We start from the raw sequence: 21,615 nt of genomic DNA on the forward strand, positions 1-21,615 counted from the left end.
TCATTCTCCGGGAACGAGGAGGGGCACCCAGCCTGCCTGCCGGGCGCTTGCGTCCACAGCGGTGGAGATAAAGGCCATCGAGCGGACTCCGTCGTCTATGCCGGGCAGCAAAGGCGCGGGTTCGCCGCGCAGAAGGCGGGCGAAATCGGCATAGAGGTTGGCGAAGGCCTCCAGATAGCCTTCCGGATGGCCGCCGGGTGTCCGGCTGGCTATGCGTGCATCAGGGCCGAGCGCCGTGTCGCCAGCCTGAATAATCTCGGTGCGGCCATTGCCATGATGCAGGATGAGGGCGTTGGGCGATTCCTGCCGCCAGTCCAGTCCGCCCGTTTCGCCATAGACGCGAATATGCAGGCCGTTACGTTCACCGACCGCAATCTGGGACGCCATCAATACTCCGCGCGCGCCATTGTCAAAGCGCAACAGCACAGTGCAGTCATCGTCCAGCGCCCGGCCCGGCACCACGGCGGCCAGATCGGCCAGCAGTTCGGTGACAGACAGGCCCGTGACGAACTCCGCCAGATGGAAGGCATGGACCCCGATATCGCCAATGCAGCCGCCAAGCCCTGAGCGCGCGGGATCGACACGCCATTCGGCCTGCTTGCCGCTGGCTTCACCTGCCAGCCATCCCTGCGGATATTCGACCACGACCTTGCGAATCTTGCCCAGCCCCCCCGCAGCGATACGGGCGCGGGCTTCGCGCACCAACGGATAGCCCGAATAGGTGTAGGTGAGGGCGTAGGGCTGCCCTGATGCGCGGACCAAGTGGCGCAGTTCGAGCGCTTCGTCCAGCGTCGCCGTGGCGGGCTTGTCGCTCAACACGGGCAGGCCTGCGGCCAGCGCGGCTTTCGCGGCCGGCAGGTGCAGATGGTTGGGCGTGACGATCGACAGAAAATCGATGCCATCGTCCCGGCCCGTTTCGGCGGCAATCATCGTGTCGAGATCTGCATAGGCCCGCGCGGCATCGATGCGGTACCGTTGCCCGGCATCGCGGGAGCGAGCAGCGTCGCTGCTGAACGCGCCCGCGGCCAAGGCAATGGCGCCGTCCAGTTCTGCGGCGATGCGGTGCACCGGCCCGATAAATGCGCCGGGACCACCGCCGACCATTCCCATGCGAAGCTTCGTCAACGCTATTCTCCTAGACCGGCCGGGGCAACCATGGTGATGCGGCTCAAGCGATGGTCTCCGGCGCTGTGATCGAGAGGTCGAAGGCGATATCGGCGGCGGAGCGGCCTACGAAGAGGCGGGGCGATGCAATGTCCCGCCAGCCATCGTTCCAATATTGCAGGCGGCGCGTAGGGATCGTGATAGTCAGATCGCGTCGTTCGCCCGGATGTAGATGCAGCTTGGCAAAACCGACCAGCGCCAGTTCCGGCTCCCGGCGATAGATCTGTATCACGTCGCTGCCCGGCCGGTCGGACCGGTTCTCCACCGTGGCCGTGACGAGGCAGCCATCCTCGACGGTCGTAATGCTGGCGGAGAGCAGGGCCATATCCGCATAGCCGAAGCCCGCGCCCAGCGTGTGCCGGGGATTGGCCATGCCGCGATACCCCAGCCGGGTTCCCTCACGGTAGGCAAGATCGCCGTTCGCGTCGGGCGTCAGCGACAGGGCGGGATAGTCCGCTTCCTGCCGCGCGATGGATACGGGCATCCGCCCGCCCGGTTCCAGATCGCCCGCCAGCACCTGCGCGATGGCAGTGCCGAACCCTTCGCCCGGATACCAAGCGACGAGCAGGGCCGCGGCTTTATCCTCCCAACTGGTATCGAACGCGTGACCGACATTGGCGATAACGGCGGTGCGCGGGTTGGCGGCGGTGACAGCCTCGATCAGCGCCACCTGTTCTTCGGGCAGGTGAGTGTGGCTGCGGTCCTTGCTTTCCACGCTGGCGTCGGACGTTTCGCCGACGATGAGGATGACAGCATCGGCCTTTTGCGCCAGCGCGACCGCGCGACCCAGCATCGCTTCGGCCGAGTCCGGGCGGCGGATGCCATACCATAAACCATGTACGCGCGCGGGATCATAGGTGAACTCGACCTCGACTGCATAATCCTGACCGGCGTTCAGTTTTATCGCGGCATGACGGGCATCGCCGCTCTTGAGCTTGCCCATCACATCTGATGACGGGATGGCTTCCTGTTGCGCGATCAGGTCAACCCCGTCGATCCGCATCGTGACCGGGCCGGTGGCGCCGACATAGAAAAGATGGTCGCCGTCATCCTGCGCATGGAACAGGCCCCGTGCCACGATGCGAGCGGGGCGACCGAGAGCGGCGACATCGTCGTGAACGCCCGCGAACCATACGAGCGAATTGGTGTCGCGGGTTTCGCTTGCGATCAGGCGCGCATCGTTGCCCTGTCCGTCATAATAATCCACGGTCATGCCACTGACATAGCCATCGCCCAGGTCGCGGACCGGGCTGACGGACATGGATGGCAGGCGGGGTTGCGGGTCGACGCCGGGTTCGTAATCCACATGCGCATGACCGGCGTAACGCGTCATGATCGCTTCGAGCGGGCGAACCGTGATGGGGGTGGCAGAAATCTTGGCGAAGGTGCCGCCTTGATAACAGGGAGCAGCCGCGTTCGGCCCGATGATCGCAACATGCCGGTCGCGTCCCGGAACCAGCGGGAGCAAGCTGCCTTCATTGCGCAGCAGCACGAACCCTGCGGCGGCTGCTTCCACCAGCAGGTCATCGGCCGCCTTGCCCGTGATCGGAGCGTTTTTCTCGCCCTTGAACCGGAGTGCAGCGAGCGCGACGCGTGATGCAGCGTCGGTCACGCGATCTTCGCTGATCTCACCCTGCGCGACCGCTTCGGCAGCTTTGGGACCAAGGAAGCGTGCGGGACCAGGCATTTCCAGATCCAGCCCGGCGTTGAGCGTCGCGACAGTGGAATGGGTGCCGAACCAGTCGCTCATCAGCACGCCGGGAAAGCGCCATTCGTCCTTGACGACGGCGGTCATGACATGGTGCTGCTCCGCGCACCAGTCGCCGTTGAGGCGATTATAGGCGACGAGCATCCCGCCGACCCCAGCGTTCGCGCACAGTTCGAACGGCAGCAGATAGATTTCGCGCAACGTGCGTTCATCGACAACGGCGTTCATGTGGTCGCGGTCGGTTTCGCTATCGTTGCAGACGAGATGCTTGGCGACCGAAGCGGTGCCGGTGGATTGCAAACCGGTCGCCCATGCGGCGCCTATGATACCGGCCAGCAGCGGCTCTTCCGAAAAATATTCGAAAGCGCGGCCTGCAAGCGGGCTGCGGGCAAGGTTGACGTTGGGCGCAAGGACCATGTCCACGCCCATGCGGATCGCTTCTCCGCCGACTAGCGCGCCCACGCGCTTGTTCAATTCTACGTCCCAACTCGCGCCCAGCGCGGTAGGGCAGGGGCTAAGAAGGGCGATGTCGCGTTCATCGACACGACCGCTCGCGATGCCCATGGGGCCGTCCGCCATGGCCAGCGAAGGAATTCCGGCCTCCTCATAGCCCACGGTGGTCCACATGGTGGCGCCCGCACTCATGGCCAGGCGCTGGCTGGGGGTAAGGTTATCGGTCAAGCGGGTTGCTCCAGCATGGAAAAGCGCATGATCTGCATCGCCTGCGCGCGAATGGCTCCGGCGACGCCTTCATCGGCTAGGCTGCCGTCGGGGGCGAAGGGGCGCTGCTCCACCGAATTGACGGCGATGCCGACCGGGGTCGGCCAGCCACGCATGGCGTGCACGACGTCGCGGAGCGCGGAAAGGGTGGTGCCGCAAGCCTGCCAGCCCGCTGCGGTGACGACCAACCCGACGGGGCGACCGTCGAAGTAGACGCGGGTGTCGCTGCGCAGGTCTTCCAGCAGATCGACCGCATTCTTCACCAGGCCCGAATAGCCGCCATGATAGCCGGGGCTGCCTATGACGATGCCGTCAGCCGAGCGGATGGCCTCCACCAGCGCAGTCTCCTGTTCGGTACGCTGCGGATTTTCAGGGTTGAAATGCGGCAGGGCTGCAAGCGCCGGACCATCGAACATGATTGTTTCCGCGCTTAGTCGGGCACATTCGGAAAGCACCGCGCGAACGATCCGTTCACTGGAGGACGCCTGACGGAACGTGCCGCCAAGGCCGACGATCCGCTTGGCACGCGGCAAGGAAGAATCCGACATATCGCACTCCATTCAGAAAATGGCGCGGCCTTCTTGCGGACCGCGCTCATCGACAATTCATCAGATGGGTTCGGATACCTTGAACGCGGGCATCACCTTTTCCGACAACAAGCGCAGCGTTTGGTCGCCAAGGCGCAGCCGTTCCTTGGTCAGCGGGCCGGTTGTGGTGCCGCACAGGATGTTGCCGATGCCCAGCTCCTCATAGGGTTTGAGATGCTCGATCACCGTTTCCGGCGAGCCATAGAGGCACCATGTGCCGATCCAGTCATCGGTCAGCGCGTTGGGCGTGCGATCGGTCTTCTTGTTTGCCGAGTCCGATTCGGCGCGCGCGTTGAATTCCGCCTCGCGTTCGATCGCGTTCTGGTAGGAACGCAGGATCACTTCCAGTTCCTCGCGTGCCTGCTCGTCCGTTTCGGCGACATGGACCACCTGATAGGTGTGCGTCGTCCAGTCCAGCGCGGCGGCGATGACTTCCGGCGAATGACCCGCTTCGTCCAGCATCTGGCGGTAAACGCCGAAATATTTGGCGACATGCTTCATCGGTTCCGTGCCGCCGATCTGGGGCGGGGTGAAGGCAGGGATGAATGCAGGCCAGCCATTTTCGGCGGCGCGGCGGGCGCTCGCTTCCTTCATGGCGACGGGCATCAGGCGGGCGTGGCGCGGCGAATATTGCGCCGGGGCGATGCGCTGGAGAACGCGGCCCTTATGTGGTCCATTGTCGATATCGACAGCCGGGTCTTCCATGCTCTTCGCCCACAGCTGCTCCGCGATGGCGAGGTTGTTCTCCGAAACCTGTCCGGCTTCCTTATAGTTGACGCCAAAGCCGATCATTTCTTCGGGCGTGGTGCCGCTGCCCACGCCCACCAGCAGCTTGCCGTCGGTCAACTGATCGAGGATGTTGATCCGTTCCACGAAACGCACGGGATGGTGCAGGGGCACGGAAACGACGGAAAAGCCGAAATGCATGCGCGGCAGCTTCGCAGCCAGATAGGAAGCGAACATGAAGCTGTCCGAAGCGATCGGCATATAGCCGTTGAAATGATGATCCGGCATGAAGATCGCATCGAAGCCCAGCTTTTCGGCTTGCGTAGCGTGCGCTGTCAGATCCTGGATCAGTTTGCGATCCTCATCAGCGGCCATCGAACGAGCATTAAGGAACACAGAAAAGCGCATTATCCCCTCCATCGCTGCCCTTTGGGCGCAGTATGACAATCCGTTCTCATCAGCTTGGGAAGCCGCGAGTTCGCCACTTAATTAGAACATTAATTCTCATTGCTGATACGTACTTTATACATACGCTGTCAACCATTAATTCGAAGGGCTATTCTATTTCTGGCCCGGCAAAGGGGACCGCATGCTGTGTGAGGGATCACGCGTCGGGCGCGGTAAAGTGCAGGCCAGCGCCGTAAAAGCGCACTATGCCGGGACCGTCCACCTGCACACACAGCTGAACGCCAAAGCGCGTTTCGATCACGGGTTCGACCGGCAGGTCGGTCCGCAATCGGTTGGAGGCAGGGTAAAAGCGACGCCACATCTCCGGCGGCTCGAACGGTTCTGGGGTGCCAGTCAGCGGGATATTAGGTTCGCACAGATGCTGGCGATGCATGCCGCCGTGGTGCACACAGACCCAGCTGACGATCGCGCCTTCCTCCGTTTCCCACAGCAGGGAAGCCCGGTCCACTATGCCGCCTGCGGGCAGTTGAAACGGAAAATGGAACCAGACCTTCCTGTCGGGACGGATGCGGAAGCTGGACGAAAAGCCGCGATGAAAACCGCGGCCCTTCGACCAGTCCATATCATCAACGATATCCAGCCAGGCGGGGCCGCTTTCCTGAATCTGAACCGCCGCAGGGGCCAGCCATATCTCTTGCTTTACGCCCATGATGGCTCCTTGTCTTCGCGCCATTTAATGCTGCACCCGGCGCTTGCGCGCTGGGGCTGAGGAGCGGGTTGCCCGGCGAGCAGAGCGTCAACCGCTGCCCGCATATCTTCTCCCGTCACAGGCAGGTCGGTACGCAGCGGCGGCAGGCCAGGAACGGGCGGTCGGTCGATCTTGGGTCGGCTGGAATCGAACTGACCTGCGTAGAACAGCGTGCGATCCGGTCCGAACAGGAAAAAGTCCGGTGTGCAGATCGCGCCATAGGCCAGCGCCACATCCTGATTTCCATCATGCAAATAGGGGAAGGTCAGGCCATGATCCTTCACGAACCGCGCCATGTGCGCGGCATCATCCTCCGCATATTCGCCGGGATCGTTGGACGATATGGCGACGGTCGCCAGCCCGCGCGGCGCATAGTCCTTTGCGAAAGCGGCGAACTGGTCGATCAGGTGCAGCACGAAGGGGCAATGATTGCAGATGAAGGCGACGAGTAAGGCCGGTGAACTGGAGAAATCATCCAGCGTCGTGATTTTCCCTTCGGTATCGGGAAGGGCGAAAGGCTGAGCCGGTGATCCAAGCCCTTCCATACGTGACATACGGAGCATGTTTTTCCTTTCGATTGGGGCGAGGCGACGGGCTTTCAGCGCTTGCCCAGCAACTCGTTGACGGCGAGCCACTTCATGAACCCCTCGATCCAGCCATCGCTGGTGGTGCCGGGTCGGCCAAGGCCGAAGCCATGTCCCCCATTCTGGTAAAAGTGAAACTCGACCGGGCGTTTAGCGCGCACCCAGGCTTCGATCAGGCCGAAACCCTGGCTCGCGAAGAAATGGTCGTCTTCCGCCAGCACCGCATACATGGGCGGGGCGTCGACGGGCACGTCGCGCGGGGTCAGGCGGCCATAGATCGGCGCAATGAAGGCCGGGCGCTCCCCCGCTTTTGCGGCAAGCGTCGTGGCGATGGTCGTGAAGGCGCCCGCGGAAAAGCCCATCATGCCGACACGTTTGGGGTCGATCCGCCACTCTTTCGCCCGCGACCTTACCAGCGCAAGCGCGGCCAGCCCGTCCTCGCGACTGTAGCTGGGCGTGTCCTGCGGCGGGCGAACGGTTGATGGTTTTCCGGTGCGGCCTGCGGTCATCTCGCGCGCAAAAACGTCGAAGTCTGCAGGCGTCGGGACCAAACGATATTTAAGCACGAATGCCGCGATCCCATGATCCGCCAGCCAGCGCGCGACCGCATAGCCTTCAGTTTGCATGGCGAGGCCGAGGAAGCCGCCGCCAGGCGCGACGATGACGGCCGTGCCGGTCGCCTTCTCCGGGTTTGGCAGGACAGGGGTCAGCGTGGCGGCCGATACGTTGCGAACTTGCAGTTCGCCGTTCATCAGGAACCAGTTTTCCGCGGGAACATCGGGCGCTTGCGGGCCGGTGCGGAGCGGAATGGCAGTGTTTTGAGAAGGAGGAGCGGCAGGCGCGAAGCTGAACGTCGGCGCTGTGCTTTGTGCAGGAGCTTGCGCCAGAGCAATATGCGGCGTGGCCGCGAACAACGCCAGTACGGCGCCGCCCGAACGCCAATAGGAACGTCTGATCATCTTCTCCTCCCGATTATTTTCTGGGCCGCACTCATGAAGAGCGATAATCGGCATGGCGGCGACATGCGCCGCCATGCCGACTTTTAAGGTCACGCTGCGAGTTGCAGTTCGCGGGCAGTCTTGGTCGTGGGAACGAAGGGCAGGTAGGACACGCGCATCCGCACGGCGATCTCCACCTTGTGCGCGCCGGGCGTCAGGCCGCCGGGGCGCTTCACGATGACCGTCGCCTTTTCGCCGAAGTTCCAGCGATCGTCATAAACGGTCTCCAGCTCGTCCAGCGTCCAGCTGCGCCCCCGCACCGAGAAGCGAACATTCTCGCGCGCGACCGCTTCGCCATCGATGGTGAGGCCAATATCCTCGATCATCGAAAGGCCAAGGCCGCGATAATAGGGCAGGCGGGCGAGCAGCGAGAAGCCGGTCACTTCACCATTGTCGACGACATTCTCAAATCCTTCGTCGCACAGCATCATCTTGTCGAACATATCCGTGTCTCCTCAGGCTGCGATCGTGGTAGGCGCGGGTTCGCCGATCAGCTTCTTCAGCATTTCCTGCTGGCGACGGACCTGCTCGACGGAATCGACCTCCTGCGCGTCCTCGATCCAGCGATTGCCCTCATATTCGGAGCAGATATAGCCCTTATACCCGCCCTGTTTGAGCACCTTGACGATCTCATCATAGGGAATGGAGGGTTCGACCAGATCTTCATCCATCTGGTAGAATTTGCCGTGCACATTGTGGATGCGGTGCATGTAATCGAGCATCCGCTTGGGTTCGAAGGCGGCATTGTGACGCAGCGTTTCAGCCATGCCCAGCGCCGGGCCTTCGCCGCCCATTTCCCGCACGTTCAGGATCACATATTCAGAAAGGACGCGGTCCTCATAGGCGGTCTCGATATAATCCGCGATCTTCTGCGGTACGCCGTTGCGGATGAAGCGCTCTTTCCACACGGGCGGGAACTTGAACAGGAACATGCCCATGTCGGGCAGGAAGCCCAGCGCGTCCGAACCCGACTTTTCAAAGGCTTCGGCATGGCGGACAATCCAGGGATGGTCGAAATGCAGCGGGGCATGCACTTCGATCAGGATCTTGATGTTCTTTTCCTCGGCATAGGGCGCGGCGGCGACCAGCACTTCGGGAGCGATCGATACCAGGGCACGGATATACTTCATGCCTAGACGGGCGCCGAAGTCGATGTCCTTCTTCACGCTGGCGACCTGCTCTTCGAAGGGCATCATCTTGCCCTTGTAGCGCTTGTAATCGAGCATGAAGTCGTGGCTGACGGCGGTCGCATTATACTTCGCGATCAGGCTGTGCCACTCGTCGATCTTCGCTTCATCGACGTTGGCTTCGGGCCAACCCCAGAAGGTCTGCTCGCCGATAATCTCGATGCCCAACGCGCCCATGTCGGCGCAGGTCTTGAAACAATCTTCCAGGCTCATCTTGCCCTGAAAGGTCTCGTGCTGGAAACTGTATAGGCTGACGCCCCGTTTGATGTCGCTTGTCATGATTTACTCCGCAACAGCGTGGTGGGTTGTGGCGAGCGCGAGGACCGCGCAAGGCCAATGACGACTGCGGCTATGATGCCTACCAGACCCGCTGCAAGGAACGCGCCCTGCATGGTTCCGACGATGTTTTCGGCCTGATGCACCAGCCACGGGCTGGAGAATTGACCGAAGAAAAAGCAGGCGGTCCACACGCCCATGCCGCGGCCGCGATGCTCGAAGGGCAGCATGCTTTGCGCCCAGAGGATGATGGTGGCGACCGCCATGCCCGCGCCGGTCTGCTGAACGATCAGCGCCGCCGTCAGCCAGCGCCAGTCGGGCGCGAGACCAATGCCCGCGAGGCCCACGCCAAGCAGACCGAAGAAGGTGGCCAGTTTGACCTTGTGGGACATGTTGCCCATCAGGCGGAAAATCAGCGCGCCCAGCATCACGAACAGGCTGGGGATGGCCGTCAACTGGCCGATGCGCGCCGGGTCCATGACACCGACCTCTCGCCATGCCAGCGAGCCGCTGATGATGAAGACATAATAGAGCGCCGACGCGATCAACGTTACGCTGCCGATCAGCGCGATCGATGCCGTCGGGAAGGGCGTGCGGGGCGCTTTTTCCTTTCGGGCGTTGCCGGTGAAGGCGGCGCCATCGGCACGACGCGGCTCATGCAACCAAGCGATCATCGCCACAAAGACAGGGAAGGCGACGGCATAGACCAGGAAAATACCGTTCCAGCGGATAGCGGATGCCGCGCCCGACATTAGGATTACGCCTGAAGCCAGAAAGGGGCCGCAAATCCCTTGTAGAAACAGCCAGTCCTTACGTCCGCGATCTTCCCAATAATCGGCGATCAACGTATTGACGCTGGTGAGGATCGCAGCTTCTGCAACGCCAAGCAGCAAGCGGCAGGCAATCAGCGCGTTCAAGCTCTCGAGGAAAAACGGCGCGGTTCCGACGAGGCCATATAGAAGAGTTGCACCGATCAGCAGCGGACGACGACCGAAGCGATCGACGAAAAAGCCTGCGAATGGCGCGATCAGCGCGATGGTGAGGCCCGGGGCCGACACCATCATTGGAACCTTCCAACGGGCGTCAGGATCGGTGGCGAAATGATCGATGATTGCCGGGATAGCAGGGAACATCGAGACGATCGCGAAAACTGGCAGAAAGCCGGCCACGACAATGGTAATGCCTTGGGGAACCAGCGTGAGGCGCCGGAAAAAATCGATTAGTGAACGCACGGCGCCGCAAGCTCCTCTGCACCGGGCGACTCATCGCCGCCTCTAATTAGAACAAATATTCTTCTATTGGTTATGATGTGGTGTGTCAATCATCCGCTGGCCTTCAAAGCTCAGAGTTGGGCCATGTGTCGCGTACTATTCGGTTGGATAATCCTTGGCGTCGGTCGGAACTGGCAGTGTCACGTTCCCGGTCGCCGCCCATTCCGCCCCGCGCAAAATCAGCGCCTGCAATCCCGCGAAGTGAAGCGACATTTCATCATGACCGAGAGTCATCGAAAAGACCCGGCCCGCGCCGTAATCCGCAGTCCAAACCTGCGGATGGTCGGCGTCCATGCCCTTCATCGTCTTCAATTTTTCGGGGGTGTAGGCAGCGATCGGATATTTGGGACCGGTGAGCTTCGGGTTGTAACTGGCCGAACTATCATGCGCCGTCGCCAGGACATGGATTTTGGCGTCCGGGTGCATCCGCATGTTGGTGTACATGTCGTCATTATAGGTCCACACATATTCCCGCATCCCGGACGTGATCGGATGGTTCCTATCCACGATATGAACCGGGAAAGCGCCCGGTGGCGACCGTCGGCTGGAACGGTCCATGACGCCCCCGACCAGGCGCTGGTATTCCGGCCAGTTGGCGCCGAAGGTGAAGGATGAGTGATAGGCGACCAAACCACCGCCCTGTTTCACGTAATCGAACAGTGCCTGTTCCGCTTCTTTCGACCATCGATGCTCGCTGGCGTCGGAATAATTCCAGCGACTGGAATAGTTGATTAGGACGGCATCATAGTCTTTCAGCGTCGCCAGATTGCCATGGTCGAAATCCTCCGTAACCCTGACATCGAAACGGCCTGTGTCCTGCATCATCGTGCGCAGCATGTTGTTTACGCCCGTCCAGTCATGCTCATAACTGTTCTGGCCGCTGATGATGAGCAACTTGATGCGAATTTCCGCGGGATCGACAGGGATGGCGACACGCTGGACAGTTTCGGGCGGGCGATAATTGACCTTCACGATAACCTGAGCGGCCAGGGGAAGCCCCGTCACAGCCAGCGCCATCAGGCCGGTAAGAATAATCTTGCGTTTCATTATCTCTCTCCCAAATTGTCGCGCCGCCAATCTTTGGCGGAAGGAATTTGGCCATCCATGCTTTTATGCATGTGAAGGCGATAAATGATCAGGCACAGGGCGATGATGACGCCATTTTGCGGCAGCGCCGCCATTTCTCCCTGACTGAAATGAACGGCTGCCGCCAAAAGCTGGTTGACCAGAAGCAGGAGTGCGCTGAACCGTCCCCAGCGCGGGCGGACGATGCCGACGATCAGCAAAAGGGCACAGGCGATTTCGGTCCACCCTATGGCGCGGCCCAATGCTTCGGGCAGATGCACAGTCCATGCATGATGTTTGGTGAGTTCGGCCAGCGGCGCAAAGGCCTTCATATAACCGACGAATCCGAAGAAGACGGCCAAGGCGATGGACAACAGCGCTATGGCCGCCCGGCGCACAGCGCCCGTGAATGATCGCCGTTCAATCATGGCCAAGGGCGCTGCGAATAACGGTGATTGCGCACATCCCTTCCACTGCGGTGGGTGTTGTCTTGTCCATGGCTTGCACCTTCCAAAATGAGCAATGTCGCTATCCGACGATGGCCGGACGCTTCCCGTGGTCGATCCGAAACGTGCCGACGAGCCATGCCATCGCGCCGCCCGCTACGACAATCAGCGACAGCACGAACCAGGCCAGCGCGGCGACCTTGTCCCCAGGCATCTGGTCGACGGGTAGCTGGGTCGGGAAGTCGATCAGGCCGAGAAACGATCCGGCCAGCAATGCGACGACACCGCCGCCCACCTGCAGGCCGATGAACATGAAACTGGCGACGATGCCCTGCGCCGGTCGACCCGTATTGGCCTCATGCTCGTCGCCGATATCATAAGTTACAATGTTGAACGGGACGACGTACAGTGCGTAGCAAATGCCGCCCGCGAAGCGGCAGCAGAAGATGAATGCGCCGATTGCGGCCGTTCCTGCAGCCGGAGACAGCCCTGCTAAAGGCAATATGATGGCGCAGGCCTGCACGAGGAAATAGCCGCACAATCCCGCCATCATCGCCCTTCTGCTGCCAATGGCGCGGGTAAATGCGGGCGCCAACGCCATCGCCAGCAGCGACCCCAATATCCCGGCGATCAGCAGCCGGGGCGTCCATGTGGCGTCTAGTTCCCAGAAATAGGTCGCAAGGTGCAACGACATCTGGTTCACCAGCGAACTGGTGAACAGGACGAGGAAGGCCACCAGCAACAGTCGGCCTATATTGGGCGTGATGCGGATTGCGTGCAGGAATGCGCCGAACAAGGATGCTCCGCGATTGTCCGCCGCCACGACCATTTCCGGCGCATTCGTCCGCTCGATAATCCGGGCGCGACGATATGTGCCGATCCCTCCCACCAGCATCAGCGCACCGCCCAGGAAGGACACAAAGAGGCCGAACAGGGGATAAGGGGCGGGGTCCAGCTGAGGCTTGGGAAAGGCGCCGCTCTGCACGAAGAATAGGCCGAACGCGACGATCGGGACGACGAGTATCACCAGCTGATTGCCGACATTGCGCAGGACGGCGATCAGCCGTCGCTCATCTGCATCGCGGGAAAGCTCCCCGCCCATGGCGTAGGAAGGGACGGTCCAGAAAGATATGCCGCATCGCGCCAGTAGGCCGAAGCCAAGCAGCCAGCTCAGGATCATCATCTGAGACATGCCCTGCGGCGGAGAGAAGACCAATGCTATACCGACCATATAGGGCAGGATCGCGGCGAACATCAGGCTGTGTCTGCGTCCGAAGCGGGCGCTCTGCAGGCGATCCGACAACGCGCCGATCCAAGGGTCGACGATGGTGTCGAACGCGATAATGATGGCGATGGCCATTCCGATCAGCCCGCCATGCAAACCTACCACCTGCGCATAAAAGAAGAGGACGAACGTGTCCCAAGCGAAGGATTTGAGAAGTTCCGGCATGGCGCACACCATCCAGGACAACCGAACCAGCCAACTGAGGCGTGGCTCCACCGGATCGATAGCGCGAACTCCCGCAAGCGAAGGCTCGCTGCTCGCCCTTATATCTGACGCCACCTGCATCTCTCCTGAGCAAATAACAATTATTATTATAATATTCATTCTGCATATTATCGAACGGTGGTCAATGATGCGAAACAGGCATGCCGCACGCCGGCGAAAATTGCTTCCTCTGCGATAAGGGCAGGGCGGATATAGCGCGAAGAGGCTCAGAGGCTGTGTGCATATTGACGATCCGATCAGATCAGGCCTATAATCGAATAATCATTTTAATAATCATGTGTGGCTTTGTGGCTGCGCGCGGAGGGAATGTCGGGACTGGTGCGCACTTTCTGCCGTCGAAGCATCATGTCCGGGGTGATCCAGCACGATCATCGTGTAAGGCCGCTTTGCCAGCCGGTGGCGAATTTTTTTCGAGGCGTCCTTAACGGTTCGGGTTGCCATGTGCGTGAGTCTGGCGCGGCATGAAATCGCTCGTAGTGGTCACAGGAAACAAGCGCGCCGGGGGTGAAAATATGGATAATAGTGGACAGGGTGAGGGCCGAAATCTTGAAGGGCGTGGTTCGGCCAGCGCGATGAAGTCGGCTGCGCTCTTAAGCTCCGAAAAGCGCAGCGTAGCCCTTGCCATAGTCGCGGTTGCGATGGTCCTCGATCTTGTCGACATGACGATTATCAATGTCGCCGTTCCAACGTTGCAGGCGCAGTTTGGGGCGAGTGACACCGAAGTGCAGTGGATGGTCGCGGGCTATTCCACCATCTTTTCGCTGTTGCTGATTACTGGCGGGCGGCTGGGCGACATCTATGGCTATAAGCGCGCTTTCCTGATCGGCGTGGCAGGCTTCACGATCACATCGCTGTTTTGCGGCTTGGCGCAGACTCCAGGCCAACTTGTGGCTGCGCGCCTGTTTCAAGGCGGAGCAGCGGCCATCATGCTGCCACAGGTCATGTCGCTGACCCAGATCATGTATGCGCCGCACGAACGCATGGCGGCGCTGGGCCTGTTCGGCATATTGGGCGGTTTAGCGGCTGTTCTGGGTCCGGTGATCGGGGGGCTGCTGATCAGCGCCGACCTGTTCGGCCTTGGATGGCGTCCGATTTTCCTGATCAATCTGCCGATCGGTATCCTCGCCATCGTCATGGCTTTCAAGGTGCTTCCTGCCGGCCGATCAGAACGGCGGGCAAAGCTGGACATGGTCGGTACGCTTCTGGTGATGCTGCTGTTGTTCTCGCTGATATTTCCGCTGATTCAGGGCAGGGATTATGGCTGGCCGATCTGGGGCTTCGCGCTGATGGCGCTCGGCGTACCGATTGGTCTTGCGCTCATGCGGTATAGCCGGGCGCGGATGCGGCGTGACGGATCGGCGCTGATCGTGCCCGAACTGTTCCACGCCCGTGCCTTCAGCTTCGGCCTTGCCACCACCCTGATTTTCCAGCTGGCTACCGGCGGCCTGCTCTTTACCCTGGCGCTGGCGCTGCAACGGGGGCTTGGCTTCACCCCGGCGGAAGTAGGCGTGGCGCATATTCCTTACGCCTTTGGCGCGTCCTTCGCTATCGGGATGCTGTCTCGCAAGGCCTTGCCGCGCTATGGTCCGGTCATCATCAGCTGGGGCGCTTTGCTGATGGGAACGGGCCTGTTTCTGCTGGTTCTGTTGCTCAATCAGGAAAGCCTTGTTGTGTCTCAGCCCTGGTTGCTGGCGCCGCCGTTGCTGGCGATGGGGCTTGGCATGGGGCTGGTGGGCGGGCCACTGCCACCCTGCACCTTGTCGGAAGTCGATGTCGGCTATGCCGGTTCTGCGTCCGGTCTGCTCAAAGCGACCCAGCAACTCGGCGCGGCGATCGGCGCGGCTGCGATCGGTACTTTGTTCTTCGCCATTCAACCCGAAGCGGACATGGGTGGCGAGAGGGCGGTGTGGGCGTTTAGTATGGCGTCCGCGGTCATTGGAACAGTCCTGTTGGCGGTAGGGCTGATCGCCTTCGCTATTCCCCGGAACCTGCGCATAAGAGGGGCAGCCGTTGCCGTCGAGGCATGACTCTCCAGCTTGCGACTGTCGCCCTGATTGTGATAGAAATATAATATTGGTTCGTATTAATAAGAGCGCATCTTGAAGTGAGAGGATTGGTTGATGTCGACGGATAAAGCGACAGAACCCCGCCCGGCTGTGAAAGGGGCGGATAGGCGGCAGGTTCTGGGCGGCGCAGTGGTGCTGAGCGCGCTGGCCGGTATTCCGCTCTACGCCTGGAATCGCGAACGGGAAGGCCGCGATGGTGCCGGCGCGACCGATTCGGAAAAGCTCCTGCTCGCGCGGTTGTCGGACCTAGTGGTTCCTGCGACCGGCACGCCCGGTGCTGTCGCTGTGGGCGTGCCTGCCTTTGTGGAACTGGCGCTGCTGCATGGGCTGGAAGACACCGCGTCGGAAGATTCGGGCAAGGTGAAAATGGGCGGGGATCGCGGCGGGTTGCCGTTGCTGGAAGAAGTGAAGAAGGGGCTGAACAGGCATGCGGACGCGCCCTTTCTCACCCTCAGCCCCGAACGCCAGCATATCGCTTTGGAATCTTATGACGCGGAAGCCTTCGCCCCGGAGCAGAAGGATCATCCCTGGAAGAAGATCAAGGGCTTGATCCTCACCGGCTATTATACGTCGGAAGTCGGGGCCAGCCGCGAACTGCAATATGAATTGGTGCCGGGACGTTATGATCCCGACTTGCCCCTGCCGGTTAACAACCGGTCCTGGTCGAGCGATTGGACAGCGGTGGATTTCGGATGAGCATGGATTTTGACGCGATCGTGGTGGGTTCCGGCATCACCGGCGGGTGGGCCGCGAAGGAACTCACGGAAAAAGGCCTTAAGGTGTTGATGATCGAGCGGGGACGCATGATCGAGCATGGCACCGACTATGTGACGGAGACCAAGGCCCCCTGGGAAATGGAATTTCGCGGCGAGGGCGATGCGAAGCTCTATGCCGATGAATATCCGGTGCAGCGCCTGAACCGGCATTTCACCGAATTTACCCAGAACCACTTCGTCAACGACAAGGATAATCCCTATGCCGTGGCGGATGGGACCAAGTTCAACTGGTGGCGCAGCTATCAGCTGGGCGGTCGCTCGCTGACCTGGGGGCGGCAAAGCTATCGCTGGTCGGACTATGATTTCGGCGCGAACAAGGCCGATGGCTACGGCACGGACTGGCCGATCCGCTATGCCGATCTCGCGCCATGGTATGATTATGTCGAGGAATTTATCGGCGTGTCGGGCGCGGCGGAAGGTCTGGCCTCACTGCCGGACGGGAAGTTCCAGCCGCCCATGGCGCTCAATGTCGTGGAACAGCATGTGCGCAAGGCGATTGCCCAGCGTTGGCCGGATCGTTGCCTTACGGTCGGGCGGACCGCCAATCTGACAGCACCCAAGGAAGGGCGAGCGCCCTGCCAGTATCGTTCCATCTGCGCGCGCGGCTGTTCCTACGGCGCCTATTTCAGCACGCAGAGTTCGACCCTGCCCGCCGCGCAGGCGACGGGTCGGCTGACAGTGGTGACGGACTCGCTGGTGGAGGCGGTCGATTATGATCCCGCCACGAAAAAGGCGACCGGCGTTCGCGTCGTCAATGTGAAGACTGGCGAGCGCAGCCGCTATGGCGCCCGGATCATCTTCCTGAACGCCAGCGCCTTCAACAGTGTGCATATCCTGCTGAGATCGCGATCGGAGGCCTTCCCCAATGGCCTTGCCAACAGCAGTGGAGTGCTGGGCACCCATGTGATGGATCACGCCTCCACCTTGTCTACGATGGCGCTCATACCGGGGTTTGAGGATCGCACGACGTTCGGCAATCGTCCGACCGGAGTCGTCATTCCGCGCTATCGCAACCTGGACAAAAAGGATGGCGATTTCACGCGCGGCTACAGCTTTCAGGGTGGCGCGCTGCAAAGCGGCTGGACCGCAGCGAAGCGATCGGCCGGCATCGGTAAGGCCTATAAGGAACAGAACCGCAAGGTTGGCGGTTGGCGCATGGTGTTCGTCGGTTTCGCCGAAAGCCTGCCGAGGGTCACAAATCGCCTGACGCTCGATCCGGTGAAGCTCGACCCGCAGGGTCTGCCGATGCTCAACATCCATTTCGAACATGGCGACAATGAGCGGCGCGCGCTGGCGGATGCGAAGGCGGAAGCGGCCAAGATGATGGAGGCTGCTGGCGGCCATGTCATCATGGGGTTCGATGAGCCGGGGGTCGGCGGGTCGGCGATCCACGAAATGGGTGGCGCGCGCATGGGACATGATCCCGCGACGTCGGTGCTCAATCGCTGGAGCCAGGCGCATGATATTGCCAACCTCTTCGTCACCGATGGCGCGCAGATGAGTTCGTCCGCCTGTCAGAATCCGTCGCTCACCTACATGGCGCTGACCGCGCGGGCGTGCGATCATGCCGTGTCGCTGATGAAGGAGGGCGCGCTGTGAAACGGGTCGCAGGCTTCATGAGCGTGGCGTTGATCGCCATCGCGCCTGTCGTAATGGCCAAGGCGGTGGACAACCGGGCGATCGTCGCCGACTTCGTCGATCGCTTCTATATGAAGCGCGACGTCGCGGGCGCTTTTGCTGCGCATGTCGGGCCGGATTATATTCAACATAATCCAGGCCTGCCCGATGGAACGAAGGCCGCCGTCGAAGCGCTTGGCCCCATGTTCGCGCGGCCCGGCTCGCGGTTCGAAGTGAAGCATCTGCTGATCGACGGCGATCTCGCGCTGGTCCATCTGTTCGGACAGGGCAATCCCGATACGCCGGGCGCTGCTGTCGCGGACCTCTACAGGCTAAAAGACGGCAAGGTTGTCGAGCATTGGGACGTGCTACAACCGATCGCGGCAGGCACCGACCCGCTGGCGATGGCGCCCGTGGCTGTGGACGATAAGGAAGATACGACCGGCAATCGGCGCGCATTCACGAAGTTCATCGATCGCCTGTTCGGCAAGGGCGATGTCGAAGGGGCCTATACCCAGTTTGTCGCACCGAACCTGATCCAGCATAACAGCCGGATGGGGCAGGGGCGGGACAGCGCGGTATCGGCGATAAAAGGTCTACGATCCGCACCGGGCGCGAGCTTCACCGTACAGCATATTCTGGTCGATGGTAATTTTGCGGCAGTCCATTATCGCGGCAAATTGTCGGCGGATGACCGTGGTGCTGCAGTGGTGGAGATTTTTCGCTTCGATAAGGGGATGATCGTCGAACATTGGGACATGTTCCAGCCTGTGCCGGAAAACGCGCGTAACGCGCATCCCATGTTCTGAAACGTGAGATGCGGGAAGGAAGAAAGGGCCGTTGCTGACGCAGCGGCCCTTTTCTCATATCATGTTGTTCTGTTGGCGATGTCCCGGCGGATACGGTCATGCAGGCCGTCCATCGGCCAGAAGGCGATGATGACGATCTGGACGATCATGATGGCGATCGGCCAACCATAATAGGCCCAGCGGATGGCAGCGCGCGCTCCCTCCGTCACCGCCTTGGGTTCATAGCCTGCAATGGCGAGGACATAGGCGATGATGGCCGTACCCACCGCCATGCCGATCTTGGTCGACAGGCTGATGCCGGACGATAGCAGACCTTCGTTGCGTGTGCCGAATATCCATTCATGATAATCCACCGCGTCGGCCGCCATGGTGAAAATGGCCGTCATCGTCAGGCTGACCAGGATCGCCGCGATCAGAAATGCCGTCAGGAACAGCATATGCTGTGCTTCGATCCAGGGCAGGACGAGATGCAGGACGATAGCGAGCGCCAGCGCGGCCATGCAGCCCTTGCGGATGCCCGTCCGCTTGAACAGGAGCGGCGCGATGAAGGCGCTCAACAACAGCGTGCCCGACACGGCAGGCAGCAGGATGCCGATCATCCACGGGGCACGCATCACTTCGATCGCGAAGAAGGCCGTGACCGAGATCACGCAGCCGAAGCGCAGGAAATTGAGCGTGCAGAAAAGAAACGTGACGAGCCATGCGCGGTTGCGCAGCATGGCGCGCACCTGCGGCCAGATAGCGCCGCCGCGGGGCGATTCGTCATGATGCCGTTCTTTGCAGCTGAAGAAGAGGTTGAGGAGCGCGGCGAGCGTCAGTCCCGCAAAGATTATAGCGACCAGCGCGAAGCCGAGTCGTTCACTGCCTCCGCCCAGCAGACCGACCAGCGGCATGGTGGCGGCGGTCGCCAGGATCACCGAAATGGACGTGCCGATTGCGCGCGCACTGCCCAACTGCATCCGGTTGCCATGATGGGTGGTCATCATCGGCATCAGCGCCGAAAAGGGCACCGCCAGAAAGCTGTAGAGAATGCCCAGCAGCGAGAAGGTGATATAGGCATAGGCGAGCTTCGCTCCCGCCGACGCGTCGATGGTGGTGAAGGTTAGCACCAGCAATATGGAGAAGGGGATTGCGGTGAACAGGAAATAGGGGCGGGTGCGGCCCCAGCGCGTCCGTGTCCTGTCGACCAGCAGGCCCACGCCCAGATCGATCCCTGCGTCAAACAGGCGGGACAGCAGGAACAATGTCCCCACCGCCGCAGCGGGTAGCAGAGCGACGTTGGTGTAGAAATAAAGCAGGAAAGCGCCGACCGCGTTCCAGCTGAGGCCGCAAGCGAAATCGCCCAACCCATAGCTGATCTTTTCCCACGGGCGCAGATCGTCGCCGTGGGCCGAAATCATGGTCGATCCGTCCTGAATGGCATGACTTGCTATGGCACTCGTCATCGCATGTTCCTCACCATCAATGTGCTGGCCCGTTTATGTGGGCCTTATAAGGTTGAGGGCCGGTCTGCCGCCGGCCCTCTCATTCGTTCGGGTTTAGAGGCCTGTTGCGGCGCGCACCTTGGCGATAGACTCGATCGTTGGCATGGTTGGCTGATATTCGAGGCCAATGGCGCCGTCATAGCCGAGCGCGCGCAGTTTCGAGACGGTCTGTGACCAGTCGATGGTGCCGGTGCCCGGCTCATTGCGGCCCGGATTGTCGGCGAACTGGACATGCTGGACCAGATGGATGCGGCCTTTCAGCACCGCCTCCATATCTTCGTCCATCACGTTGGAATGGAACACGTCATAGAGCAGGCGAAGATTGGGACTGCCGACTTCCTCGATGATGTCGAGCGCCAGCGTGGTGCTCGACAGGAACATGCCGGGGTGCGACACGATGGTGTTGAGCGGTTCGAGAACCAGCACGACCCCGGCTTCCTCCGCCAGCGTGGCGGCCTGACGCAGAGCCTTGACCGCTTCGGCCCGTTGTTCCTCCAGGCTGACGCCCTCCCGGGTGAAGCCGGACGCGATGACCAGAGGCGGGCGACCGAGCAGCTTGGCGGTTTCCAGCGTGGCCTTCACGGCTGCAAGAAATTCCTCATGCTGCGCGGGATCGACCAGACTGCGGCGTGGACCTACGCAAAAGCTGGTCAATGTCACGCCAGTTTCTTCCAGCGCAACCCGGATGTCTTCGATCGGTTTGTCATCCCATAGATGAAACTCGACTGCTTCAAGACCGGCTGCCTTGGCGGCGCGGATGCGGTCTGCGAAATCGGGGGCGTCATCCTTGAACAGCCATTCGATACAGGCGGACGGAAACATAATCTTCTCCTCAAGGCGCCCCTGATCGCAGGAACTGGGTCCGGTCCAAGAAGGAGAAGCGGTTCCGCCGGCCTAGCCGAAACCATCTCCAGGTCATTCTCTCCTGCGGCTCGCCCGCGTAATTCCAGAACAATGCCGCTGTCGCAAAGCTGGGTCTGGCGAGTCCTAATCCGGGTATTGCCCGTTTGTCTTATTGTGTCGGACAAAACGGATTTGGCCCAACACTCCTTATCCCGACATAATCGCCATCTGCCAAGTGTAAAAGAATTATAATTATCATTATAAAAATGCGCGATCCCCCTGTCAAATCATAACATATTTTCGACCCCGTTTTACAGATTGCGAAGGCATATTTTTGCATGGGTAGAAAGTTAAGTAACTGAAATAAATATTTATTTATGAAAATCTCTGTCGTGTGAATTGCGGCTGCTGTTGTCGAAATCACAGGATTTTCCGGTCGCCGCAGAAGGTGATCTTCCCGGCATCAGAACGCTGCGACGGATTGACAGTTGGTTCGAATTTTGTCGTAACGGCTGTATCAAGTCAAAAGCCTCGGGCCTCACTCCGTACAGATCGAGGCGAATGAGGATTGCACGGGGAGAGGGGCTGGCCATCTTGCCCATGCAACGCGACATGATGACGG

Annotated in this window: 19 protein-coding genes; 4 read left to right on the forward strand and 15 right to left on the reverse strand. The window is 60.8% G+C overall.

What is annotated here, in order from left to right; genetic code table 11:
* From DM806_RS24215 to DM806_RS24275, 13 genes are all read right to left on the reverse strand, one after another.
* A complete protein-coding gene (locus DM806_RS24215; protein ID WP_179045737.1) occupies window positions 1–1,110 on the reverse strand; it encodes a Gfo/Idh/MocA family protein in 1,110 nt (369 codons plus the stop codon).
* Between the two features lie 58 nt (window positions 1,111–1,168).
* Window positions 1,169–3,553 (reverse strand): beta-glucosidase, encoded by a 2,385-nt coding sequence (locus DM806_RS24220; RefSeq protein ID WP_256869469.1) that lies wholly within the window; start codon window positions 3,551–3,553, stop codon window positions 1,169–1,171.
* Window positions 3,550–4,140, reverse strand: a complete 591-nt coding sequence (locus tag DM806_RS24225; protein ID WP_179045709.1) for an NADPH-dependent FMN reductase — start codon at window positions 4,138–4,140, stop codon at window positions 3,550–3,552. The genes DM806_RS24220 and DM806_RS24225 overlap by 4 nt, the downstream gene beginning before the upstream one ends.
* Window positions 4,141–4,200: 60 nt before the next feature.
* Window positions 4,201–5,325 (reverse strand): LLM class flavin-dependent oxidoreductase, encoded by a 1,125-nt coding sequence (locus DM806_RS24230; RefSeq protein ID WP_306294798.1) that lies wholly within the window; start codon window positions 5,323–5,325, stop codon window positions 4,201–4,203.
* A gap of 184 nt (window positions 5,326–5,509) precedes the next feature.
* Entirely contained in the window at window positions 5,510–6,022 is a 513-nt protein-coding gene (locus tag DM806_RS24235; RefSeq protein ID WP_179045711.1) for a hypothetical protein, read from the reverse strand.
* Window positions 6,013–6,624 (reverse strand): thioredoxin family protein, encoded by a 612-nt coding sequence (locus DM806_RS24240; RefSeq protein WP_179045712.1) that lies wholly within the window; start codon window positions 6,622–6,624, stop codon window positions 6,013–6,015. Before DM806_RS24240 ends, DM806_RS24235 begins: the two co-directional genes overlap by 10 nt.
* A gap of 35 nt (window positions 6,625–6,659) precedes the next feature.
* Window positions 6,660–7,604 (reverse strand): alpha/beta hydrolase, encoded by a 945-nt coding sequence (locus tag DM806_RS24245; RefSeq protein WP_179045713.1) that lies wholly within the window; start codon window positions 7,602–7,604, stop codon window positions 6,660–6,662.
* Between the two features lie 89 nt (window positions 7,605–7,693).
* Window positions 7,694–8,086, reverse strand: coding sequence for a C-glycoside deglycosidase beta subunit domain-containing protein (locus DM806_RS24250; RefSeq protein ID WP_179045714.1), 393 nt, complete (start codon window positions 8,084–8,086; stop codon window positions 7,694–7,696).
* A gap of 12 nt (window positions 8,087–8,098) precedes the next feature.
* Window positions 8,099–9,109, reverse strand: coding sequence for a sugar phosphate isomerase/epimerase family protein (locus tag DM806_RS24255; RefSeq protein WP_179045715.1), 1,011 nt, complete (start codon window positions 9,107–9,109; stop codon window positions 8,099–8,101).
* Window positions 9,106–10,338 carry an MFS transporter gene (locus DM806_RS24260; RefSeq protein WP_179045716.1) on the reverse strand — a complete coding sequence of 411 codons (1,233 nt, stop codon included), beginning with the start codon at window positions 10,336–10,338 and terminating at the stop codon, window positions 9,106–9,108. The genes DM806_RS24255 and DM806_RS24260 overlap by 4 nt, the downstream gene beginning before the upstream one ends.
* Before the next feature lie 135 nt (window positions 10,339–10,473).
* Window positions 10,474–11,424: a ThuA domain-containing protein gene (locus DM806_RS24265; protein WP_179045717.1), complete on the reverse strand. Its 951-nt coding sequence runs from the start codon at window positions 11,422–11,424 to the stop codon at window positions 10,474–10,476.
* Window positions 11,424–11,870 (reverse strand): DoxX family protein, encoded by a 447-nt coding sequence (locus DM806_RS24270; protein WP_256869475.1) that lies wholly within the window; start codon window positions 11,868–11,870, stop codon window positions 11,424–11,426. Before DM806_RS24270 ends, DM806_RS24265 begins: the two co-directional genes overlap by 1 nt.
* A gap of 100 nt (window positions 11,871–11,970) precedes the next feature.
* On the reverse strand, window positions 11,971–13,338 hold the full coding sequence (locus tag DM806_RS24275) for an MFS transporter (protein WP_179045739.1): 1,368 nt from the start codon (window positions 13,336–13,338) through the stop codon (window positions 11,971–11,973).
* 572 nt (window positions 13,339–13,910) lie between these two features.
* Here DM806_RS24275 and DM806_RS24280 point away from each other — a divergent pair.
* The 4 genes from DM806_RS24280 to DM806_RS24295 all read left to right on the forward strand — a co-directional run bounded on the left by DM806_RS24280 (window position 13,911) and on the right by DM806_RS24295 (window position 18,666).
* Window positions 13,911–15,425 carry an MFS transporter gene (locus DM806_RS24280; protein ID WP_179045719.1) on the forward strand — a complete coding sequence of 505 codons (1,515 nt, stop codon included), beginning with the start codon at window positions 13,911–13,913 and terminating at the stop codon, window positions 15,423–15,425.
* Between the two features lie 93 nt (window positions 15,426–15,518).
* Complete coding sequence (locus tag DM806_RS24285) at window positions 15,519–16,160, forward strand: gluconate 2-dehydrogenase subunit 3 family protein (protein WP_179045720.1); 642 nt, start codon at window positions 15,519–15,521, stop codon at window positions 16,158–16,160.
* On the forward strand, window positions 16,157–17,839 hold the full coding sequence (locus DM806_RS24290; protein ID WP_179045721.1) for a GMC oxidoreductase: 1,683 nt from the start codon (window positions 16,157–16,159) through the stop codon (window positions 17,837–17,839). Before DM806_RS24285 ends, DM806_RS24290 begins: the two co-directional genes overlap by 4 nt.
* Window positions 17,836–18,666 carry a nuclear transport factor 2 family protein gene (locus tag DM806_RS24295; RefSeq protein ID WP_179045722.1) on the forward strand — a complete coding sequence of 277 codons (831 nt, stop codon included), beginning with the start codon at window positions 17,836–17,838 and terminating at the stop codon, window positions 18,664–18,666. The genes DM806_RS24290 and DM806_RS24295 overlap by 4 nt, the downstream gene beginning before the upstream one ends.
* 59 nt (window positions 18,667–18,725) lie before the next feature.
* Here DM806_RS24295 and DM806_RS24300 read toward each other — a convergent pair whose 3' ends face one another.
* A complete protein-coding gene (locus DM806_RS24300) occupies window positions 18,726–20,111 on the reverse strand; it encodes an MFS transporter (RefSeq protein WP_179045723.1) in 1,386 nt (461 codons plus the stop codon).
* Between the two features lie 93 nt (window positions 20,112–20,204).
* Window positions 20,205–20,972 (reverse strand): hydroxypyruvate isomerase family protein, encoded by a 768-nt coding sequence (locus DM806_RS24305; protein WP_179045724.1) that lies wholly within the window; start codon window positions 20,970–20,972, stop codon window positions 20,205–20,207.
* Window positions 20,973–21,615: the final 643 nt, after the last annotated feature.

The sequence above is a fragment of the Sphingobium lactosutens genome (assembly GCF_013393185.1).
In the GTDB taxonomy this organism is placed as follows: domain Bacteria; phylum Pseudomonadota; class Alphaproteobacteria; order Sphingomonadales; family Sphingomonadaceae; genus Sphingobium; species Sphingobium lactosutens_A.

Bases quoted from the DNA above. Each gene is read 5' to 3' on its own strand.
- DM806_RS24215 (WP_179045737.1), bottom strand. From the start codon at position 1,110: ATGGGAATGGTCGGCGGTGGTCCCGGCGCATTTATCGGGCCGGTGCAC.
- DM806_RS24225 (WP_179045709.1), bottom strand. From the start codon at position 4,140: ATGTCGGATTCTTCCTTGCCGCGTGCCAAGCGGATCGTCGGCCTTGGC.
- DM806_RS24230 (WP_306294798.1), bottom strand. From the start codon at position 5,325: ATGGAGGGGATAATGCGCTTTTCTGTGTTCCTTAATGCTCGTTCGATG.
- DM806_RS24235 (WP_179045711.1), bottom strand. From the start codon at position 6,022: ATGGGCGTAAAGCAAGAGATATGGCTGGCCCCTGCGGCGGTTCAGATT.
- DM806_RS24240 (WP_179045712.1), bottom strand. From the start codon at position 6,624: ATGCTCCGTATGTCACGTATGGAAGGGCTTGGATCACCGGCTCAGCCT.
- DM806_RS24245 (WP_179045713.1), bottom strand. From the start codon at position 7,604: ATGATCAGACGTTCCTATTGGCGTTCGGGCGGCGCCGTACTGGCGTTG.
- DM806_RS24250 (WP_179045714.1), bottom strand. From the start codon at position 8,086: ATGTTCGACAAGATGATGCTGTGCGACGAAGGATTTGAGAATGTCGTC.
- DM806_RS24255 (WP_179045715.1), bottom strand. From the start codon at position 9,109: ATGACAAGCGACATCAAACGGGGCGTCAGCCTATACAGTTTCCAGCAC.
- DM806_RS24265 (WP_179045717.1), bottom strand. From the start codon at position 11,424: ATGAAACGCAAGATTATTCTTACCGGCCTGATGGCGCTGGCTGTGACG.
- DM806_RS24270 (WP_256869475.1), bottom strand. From the start codon at position 11,870: ATGATTGAACGGCGATCATTCACGGGCGCTGTGCGCCGGGCGGCCATA.
- DM806_RS24275 (WP_179045739.1), bottom strand. From the start codon at position 13,338: ATGCCGGAACTTCTCAAATCCTTCGCTTGGGACACGTTCGTCCTCTTC.
- DM806_RS24280 (WP_179045719.1), top strand. From the start codon at position 13,911: ATGGATAATAGTGGACAGGGTGAGGGCCGAAATCTTGAAGGGCGTGGT.
- DM806_RS24285 (WP_179045720.1), top strand. From the start codon at position 15,519: ATGTCGACGGATAAAGCGACAGAACCCCGCCCGGCTGTGAAAGGGGCG.
- DM806_RS24290 (WP_179045721.1), top strand. From the start codon at position 16,157: ATGAGCATGGATTTTGACGCGATCGTGGTGGGTTCCGGCATCACCGGC.
- DM806_RS24300 (WP_179045723.1), bottom strand. From the start codon at position 20,111: ATGACGAGTGCCATAGCAAGTCATGCCATTCAGGACGGATCGACCATG.
- DM806_RS24305 (WP_179045724.1), bottom strand. From the start codon at position 20,972: ATGTTTCCGTCCGCCTGTATCGAATGGCTGTTCAAGGATGACGCCCCC.